At 72.8% G+C, this 7,454-nt stretch carries 6 protein-coding genes; 4 read left to right on the top strand and 2 right to left on the bottom strand.

Annotated elements, in window-relative coordinates:
- Nucleotides 1-309: 309 nt before the first annotated feature.
- On the top strand, nt 310-1,899 hold the full coding sequence (locus ABD466_RS44040; RefSeq protein ID WP_344663289.1) for an oleate hydratase: 1,590 nt from the start codon (nt 310-312) through the stop codon (nt 1,897-1,899).
- Nucleotides 1,900-1,912: 13 nt separating this feature from the next.
- Here ABD466_RS44040 and ABD466_RS44035 read toward each other — a convergent pair whose 3' ends face one another.
- Nucleotides 1,913-2,572: a response regulator gene (locus ABD466_RS44035; protein WP_344663288.1), complete on the bottom strand. Its 660-nt coding sequence runs from the start codon at nt 2,570-2,572 to the stop codon at nt 1,913-1,915.
- 142 nt (nt 2,573-2,714) lie between these two features.
- Here ABD466_RS44035 and ABD466_RS44030 point away from each other — a divergent pair, with 142 nt between their 5' ends.
- Complete coding sequence (locus ABD466_RS44030) at nt 2,715-4,076, top strand: glycosyltransferase (RefSeq protein WP_344663287.1); 1,362 nt, start codon at nt 2,715-2,717, stop codon at nt 4,074-4,076.
- Here the strand turns inward: ABD466_RS44030 and ABD466_RS44025 are convergent.
- Nucleotides 4,039-4,353, bottom strand: a complete 315-nt coding sequence (locus ABD466_RS44025) for a hypothetical protein (RefSeq protein WP_344663286.1) — start codon at nt 4,351-4,353, stop codon at nt 4,039-4,041. The two genes, ABD466_RS44030 and ABD466_RS44025, sit on opposite strands and share 38 nt — an antisense overlap.
- A 360-nt stretch (nt 4,354-4,713) precedes the next feature.
- Here ABD466_RS44025 and ABD466_RS44020 point away from each other — a divergent pair, with 360 nt between their 5' ends.
- Both ABD466_RS44020 and ABD466_RS44015 read left to right on the top strand, forming a co-directional pair.
- Complete coding sequence (locus tag ABD466_RS44020) at nt 4,714-5,580, top strand: universal stress protein (RefSeq protein WP_344663285.1); 867 nt, start codon at nt 4,714-4,716, stop codon at nt 5,578-5,580.
- Nucleotides 5,581-5,744: 164 nt separating this feature from the next.
- Nucleotides 5,745-7,403, top strand: coding sequence for an MFS transporter (locus tag ABD466_RS44015; protein WP_344663284.1), 1,659 nt, complete (start codon nt 5,745-5,747; stop codon nt 7,401-7,403).
- Nucleotides 7,404-7,454 lie beyond the last annotated feature (51 nt).

The following is a 7,454-nucleotide window of genomic DNA, read 5'->3' as shown; positions in this document are numbered from 1 at the left end:
GCGGAGATCCAGCAGGACCGGATGCTGCGCCGCTACGACACGATCCCCCCTGCCCCGCGCCCAACCGCACGCTGAACCGACCCCGCGAAAGACCAACGCAGCACTGCACCAGGCCGAACGGCCCCCCTCCCCGCCGGTCGTTGGTCCCGGCGATCACGGGCCGGAGACCCCGGGTGGGATCAGGCCGGATCCGGAAGAGTCGCAGACACGGGCCCGCCACATCGGCCGGTTCGTGACGATCCAGAAGGTGGGTCGGAGCACTCTTCGGGAGGCCGTCTCCGGCGCGCCGTACCGACCGGAGGGCACATCATGGCGCCGACGCCGAATTCCCACATCCACCTCGTCGGAGGCGGCATCGCCTCGCTGGCCGCCGCGGTCTTCCTGGTCCGCGACGCCGGTGTGCCCGGTGCGAACGTCCACGTCCTGGAGCAGCTCCCGCTGCTCGGCGGCAGTCTGGACGGCGCTCACGCCCCCACCGCCGAGGGCGGCTACGTCACCCGTGGCGGCCGCATGCTGGAGGACGAGCACTACGTCTGCCTGTGGAACCTGCTGGAGACCATCCCGACGCTCGACGACCCCCAGGTCACGGTCCGCCAGGACATGCTCGCCTTCAACGCAGAGCACCCTTCGGACGCCAAGGCCCGCCTGATCGCCGCGGACCATTCGATCATCGATGCCGCCGACCTCGGCCTGACCGCTCGCGACCGTGCGGACCTCACCCGGTTGCTGGCCCTGCCGGAGAAGGTGATCGGCGCCCGGCGCATCGAGGACTTCTTCCAGCCCCGGTTCTTCGCCTCCAACTTCTGGGCGATGTGGCGCACCACGTTCGCCTTCCAGAACTGGCACTCGGCGATCGAGCTCAAGCGCTACTTCCTGGCCTTCATCCAGGAGTTCGACCGCATCCACACCCTGGCCGGTGTGCGGCGCACCCGGTACAACCAGTACGACTCCGTCGTCGCGCCGATCCAGGCCTGGCTCGCGGAGCGCGGCGTCCGGTTCGAGCACGGCGTCACGGTGCTGGACGCGGACTTCGCCGACGACGCGGCGCGCCGGGTCACCCGGCTGCGCGTCCAGCGGGACGGCGCCGAGGAGACGATCGAGCTCGGCCCTGACGACTACGCGTTCTTCACCATCGGCTCGATGACCGCCGACACCACCTACGGCGACCGCACCACCGTGCCGGAGCTGGTCCGCGACCGGCGCGACGGGTCCTGGCGGCTGTGGGAGGCGCTGGCCAAGAAGGCGCCCGACTTCGGCCGGCCGGTCGCGTTCTGCGGCACCGTCGAGGAGTCCAAGTGGGAGTCCTTCACGCTGACCATGTCCGACCGGACCCTGATCGACCGCATCGCCGCCTACAGTGGCAACGAGCCCGGCACCGGCGGGCTGATGACGTTCAAGGACTCCCGGTGGCTGCTGTCCATCGTGGTCCCGGCGCAGCCGCACTTCCGGAACCAGGACCCTGACACCTTCACCCTGTGGGGCTACGCGCTGTTCGGCGACGTGGCCGGCGACTACGTGGCCAAGCCCATGGACGACTGCACCGGGGCCGAGGTCCTGGACGAGCTGCTGGGACAGCTGGGCTTCGCCGACATCGCCGACCACGTCCGGGCCACCACCAAGGTCACCACCGTCCAGATGCCCTACATCGACGCGCAGTTCCAGCGCCGCGTGGTGTCCGACCGGCCGAAGGTGATCCCGCGGGGCGCGGAGAACTTCGCGTTCCTCGGCCAGTTCGTGGAGATCCCCGAGGGCGTCGTTTTCACCGTCGAGTACTCGGTGCGGGCCGCGATGCAGGCGGTCTACCGGCACTTCGGGGTCGACAAGGAGATCCCGGCGATGTACCGGGGCATGGCGGACCCGAAGGTCGCCTGGTCGGCGCTCAAGACCGCGTTCGGGTGACGGACGGCGCGGTTCAGTGCCGCCGGGACTGGTCGGCCTTGACCTCGGAGACCAGCACCGCGGCCTGGACCCGCCGGGACAGGCCCAGCTTGGCCAGCAGCGCGGAGACGTAGTTCTTCACCGTCTTCTCGGCCAGGAACAGCTGCTCGGCGATCTGCCGGTTGGTCAGGCCCTCGCCGACCAGCTCCAGGACGCGCCGCTCCTGGGCGGTGAGCTGGGCCAGCGGGTCCTTCTTCTCGTCGGCGGCCCGCAGCTTGGCCATGACCTTCGCCGACAGCCGCGGGTCCAGCAGCGACTCGCCGTTCGCCACCGCCCGGACGGCGGAGACCAGGTCGGCGCCCAGCGACTGCTTGAGCAGATAGCCGGAGGCGCCGGCCATGATGGCGTCGAACAGGGCCTCCTCGTCGGGGAAGGAGGTCAGCATCAGGCACGCCAGTTCCGGCATCTTGCTGCGCAGCTCGCGGCACACGGTGACGCCGTCGCCGTCCGGCAGGCGCACGTCCAGCACCGCCACCCGCGGCCGCAGCGCGGGCACCCGGGCCAGCGCCTCCGCGGCGTTCGCCGCCTCGCCGACCACCTCGAAGTCCGGCTCGTCCTCCAGCATGTCCCGCAGACCCCGCCGGACCACCTGGTGGTCGTCCATCAGGAACACGCCGATCTTCCCGTCGTCCATGCCATCGCTTTCGTCGCAGCATCAGTTGTGAGCAGTCCGACGCTAGAGCACACGTCACCGACCCCACAGGGGCCGAAAGGCCCTTTTGCCGCGGCCATAACGCCTCTACGGGCGAAAGGCCGCCATTCGGGACAGTGAGCGCATGGAAGCCATCCGGATCCCGCTAAGCCTGCCCGAACGCCACCCGAGCCGGAAGACCCGGGTGGTTCTGGTCTCCACCTACCCACCCCGGCGATGCGGCATCGCCACGTTCACCCAGGACCTCAGGAACGCTCTCGCCGACGTGGCGCCCGACCTGGAGACCCGGGTCTGCGCCGTCGACCGGGAGGAGCTCGACCACCCCGCGGTCGACTACGTCCTCCGCCAGGACACGCGTGAGGACTACGCGGCGGTCGCCGCCCGGATCGCGGCGGACGGCGCCGGCGTGGTCGTCATCGAGCACGAATACGGCATCTTCGGCGGCCCGGACGGGGTCTGGATCACGGAGTTCGCCGGCGAGCTGCACCGGCGGGGCGTCCCTTACCTGGTCACCTTGCACACGGTGCTCTCCGCGCCCTCGGCGGGCCAGGCCGCGGCCCTGCGGCGGCTGTGCCGCGACGCCTTCGCCGTCACTGTCTTCACCCGGACGGCGCGCCGCTTCGCCCTGGAGACCGGGATCGTCGCCCCCGCGGACCGGATCGCCGTCCTGCCGCACGGCGCTCCGACGGTGCTGCGCTCCGGGATCGGGCTCGACGACCGTGCCGGCCACGACATCCGGCCGGAGGTCTCCGACCTGCTCGTCTCCGCCCGGGAGCACCGGCTGCTCAGCACCTTCGGGCTCGTCTCGCCGGGCAAGGGCCTGGAGCACGCGATCGCGGCCGTCGCGGAGGTCGTCGAGGCGCACCCGGACGTCCGCTACGTCATCGCCGGCGCCACGCATCCCGAGATCGTCCGGCGGCACGGCGAGGAGTACCGCATCGGGCTGTCCGCCCTGGCCGCGGATCTGGGCGTCGGGGAACACGTCCGCTTCCTGGACTTCTTCCTCACCGACGCCGAGATCGCCCTGCTGCTGAACCGCACGGAGGTGTTCCTGACGCCGTACCGGTCGCGCGACCAGATCAGCTCCGGCGCGCTGACCTTCGCGGTGGCGGCCGGGTGCCCGGTGGTCTCCACGTCGTTCCACTACGCGGAGGACCTGCTGGGCGGCGGGGCCGGGCTGACCGTGCACCCGGACGACCATCCCGGATTCGTCCGCGCGCTGCGGGCGATGCTCGGGGAGCCGCGCCGGCTGGCCAGGGCGCGGGCGGCAGCGCGCGAGCTGGGCGCCACGCTGGGGTGGCCGACGGTGGCGAGCCGGTTCGCCGACACCGTGCGGATGGCCGCGGTGAAGGCGGACGCGGTGCGGGTGGAACGGGATTCGGAAGAGTTCGGGCGGCGGCTTCCGGCGCGCGTGCCCGCTGCCGCTCACAGCAGGGTCCCCGCCGGCGCTACGGCCGCCCCCGCGTCAGGAACACGACGTTCGTGAACGGCGCCAGCCGGGCGTAGGGCGCCAGCGCGGCCCGGACCGCGCCGCGGATGTCCCTCCGCACACCCGGGGCCAACGATGTCACGGTGCTGACGTAGACGGTGGCGATCCCGTCGCGCTCGAACACGGCGACCCGGGGCAGATCGTCCGTCCAGGAGGCCGCCAGGCCGCGCTGGACGGCGATCAGGACGTCGCGGTGGACGTCCGCGATGGCCGAGGGATCGATCCAGTCGTTCTGGATCGCCTGCTCGACGGTCTCGTTCGGGGTGGTGGTCACTGCTGTGCCTCTTCTCGGTCCGATCCTTTCGGGAGTCGCGGTCACCGATCCGGGCAGCGCCGTGGCCCGGCGGGAGGGCGTGGTGGTGACCTTCCTCCGACGGCCCTTCCTCCCGGTCGGTGTCGTCACTCCCAGCATGACGCCCCGCGGGCACGTCGGATCAGGGCCGAAATGCCTGATCGGTCCGGGAACGTCGAGGTATCCGCCCGGAGCGGCCGGAGGCGGATGGCAGGGGCGCGATCAGGGCCGAAGGTCCCGGTCCCGCCCGGTCCTGCGGCACTGCTCCCGGACCGGGCCCGGGGCGGACGATGACACGTGGCCGGGCGCCGGCCCGGAGACCGCCGAGCACCGGAGACCCCCATGCAGACCACAGTCGTCGTCGGATACGACCAGACCCCCTCCAGCGAGCGGGCGCTCGCGACGGCCGCCGACCAGGCGGTGCGGTGCGGCTCGGCGCTCGCCGTCGTCCACGCCTACCGGCCGCCCGGGGCCGACGGGCCCGGTGAGCCGAGCGTCGTCGCCGCCTACCGCAAGGCCGCCGAGGAACTCGCCGAGAGCGGCGCCGACCGCGTGCGCTCCAGCCATCCCGACCTGACCGTGCACGCCGCCGCCGTCGTGGGGAGTCCGGCCAAGGTGCTGGCCGCGTCCGCGCACGGCGCGGAGCTGCTGGTCGTGGGCAACCGCGGGCGCGGCGGCTTCCCGGCCATGCAGCTGGGCTCGACGTCGATGCGGGTGCTGGCCGAGGCCTGCTGCCCCGTGCTGGTGGTGCGGGGCGGTGAGCACGCGCGCCGCGACCGGATCGTCGCGGCCGTCGACATCGACGGGCCCTGCGACACGGTGCTGCGCCTCGCCTTCGAGGAGGCGCTCCGCCGCGGCTCGGCCCTGACCGTCATCCACGTCTGGGACGAGCCGTGGGTCGTCTCCTACGACGAGGAGCAGGGCGACGGCCTGGCCGACGACGTCGCCGCGATCCTGGCCAACCGCGACGAGCGCCTGGAGGCCCACCTGCTCGAGTGGCGGCGCCGGTACCCGGACGTCCGCGTCTTCCGCCAGATGGCCACCGGCTCGGCCGCTTCGATCCTGGTGGAGGCCGCGGAGCACGCCGACCTCATCGTGGCCGGGGCCCGTCGGCACGGCGACGGCGAGCACGGCCTGCGGATCGGCCCGGTCGGCCACACCCTGTTGCGGCACGCGGACTGCCCGGTGCTCGTCGTGCCGATCGACTGAGACGTCACGGAACAAGCCGCCGAGGGGACCGCCGCCAGGTGGTCCCCTCGGCGGCTTTCCCGGCCCGCCGTCGGCGTTCGCAGAGGTATCAGGGACCTTCGTCCCGTCACCTGAGGTCGCAATGCCCTGTCAGGAAGGGGCTCCGCAAGAGCTGACTGGGTGTCATGAGAATTCGAGGGCGCGCATCACAGACCGGGGAGCCGTCGCTCCGCCGCAGCCTCGTCCTGGCCACACTGTGCCTGTCGTTGCTGGTCGTCTCCGTCGACAACACCATCCTGAACATCGCGCTGCCGGCACTGGTCCGGCAGCTGCACGCCACCGACTCGCAGCTGCAGTGGATCGTCGACTCCTACGCCGTCGTCTTCGGCGGTCTGCTGCTCACGGCCGGCGGCCTCGGGGACCGGTTCGGCCGCAAGCCGGTGTTCCTGGCCGGACTGCTGGTCTTCGGCGCGGGGTCGGCCGGATCGGCGTTCGCCGGCTCGGTCGGCGTGCTGGTCGCCTCCCGGGCCGTGATGGGCGTGGGCGCGGCGGGCGTCATGCCCGCGACCCTGTCCATCCTGATGGACGTCTACCGGGACCCGGGACCGCGGGCCCGGGCCGTCGGCCTGTGGTCGGCCACGACCGGGCTGGGCATCGCGATCGGGCCGATCGCCGGCGGCTGGCTGCTCAGCCGGTACTGGTGGGGCTCGGTGTTCCTCGTCAACGTGCCGATCGTCGTGCTGGGCGTCGCGGCGGCGCTGCTCCTCGTGCCGGACTCCCGCGACCCGGAACACCGGCGCGCCGACGTCCTCGGGGTGGTGCTGTCGGTCGCCGGGATGTCCGCGCTGCTGTGGGCGGTCATCGAGATCCCGCAGCGCGGGTGGACGTCGCCCGCCGTGCTCGGCGTCGGCGCCGTGGCGGCGGGCCTGCTGGCCGCGTTCGTGCTGGCGGAACGCCGCGCTCCCGAGCCGATGATCGTGCTCGGTCCGTTCCGGGACCGGCGCTTCTCGGTCGCGATGACCGCGGTGGCGTTCGCCGTGTTCACCTTGATGGGCGCCATGTTCCTGCTGACGCAGTACCTTCAGTTCGCCCTCGGGTACTCGGCGTTCGCCGCCGGGATCAGGATCCTGCCGGTCGCCGGGGTCCTCGCGGTCGCGGCTCCGCTGTCGACCGTGCTGGACCGCCTGGCCGGCACGAAGGCGGTGGTCGCCGCGGCACTCGCGCTGATCGGTGCCGGTCTGTGGCTGGCCTCCGGGACGACTCCCGCGGACGGCTTCCCCCATCTGCTTCCGGCCCTGCTCCTGCTGGGCTGCGGTGCCGGTCTGGCCGTGGCCCCGGGCACCGCCGCCGTGCTCGGCGCGCTGCCCCGGGAGCGGGCCGGCGTCGGCTCCGGCACCAACGGCACCGCCCTGCAAGTCGGCGGCGCCCTGGGTGTGGCGGTCCTCGGCGCCGTGCTGTCCGGCCGGTATCAGGGCCGGATGTCCGCCCTGCTCGCCGGGCACGCGATGCCCGAGCCGGCGCGGCGGGCGATCACCGGTTCGCTCGGCGGTGCGCTGGCCGTGGCACAGCAGGCCGGGGGAGCGCTCGGCACGCAGCTCGCCGCGGTCGCCCGGGTCGCGTTCGTCGACGGCATGGGGCTGGCGTTCGGGGCGGCCGCGGTGGTCGCGTTCGCGGCCGCCGGGCTCGTGCTGGCCGCACTCCCGTCACGGTCGCGCTCCGCCCCGTCGCGCTCCGCCCCGTCGGGACCCGCATCCGGGGAAAGCGGGTCCGTGCCCACGAGCGCCGAGGATCCGCGGATACCGGACCCCCGGCGATCCCGCGCCGCGACGCCGCCGGCCTCCTAGGGCGTGTTTGAGAAGTCGGGTGGGTGGTGTCCCGCAGCCTGTGAGCAGGTC

Source organism: Catenulispora subtropica, assembly GCF_039531675.1.
Taxonomy (GTDB): domain Bacteria; phylum Actinomycetota; class Actinomycetes; order Streptomycetales; family Catenulisporaceae; genus Catenulispora; species Catenulispora subtropica.
The sequence above is the reverse complement of the archived record's forward strand: the minus strand, read 5'-3'. Positions and strand labels throughout refer to the sequence as shown.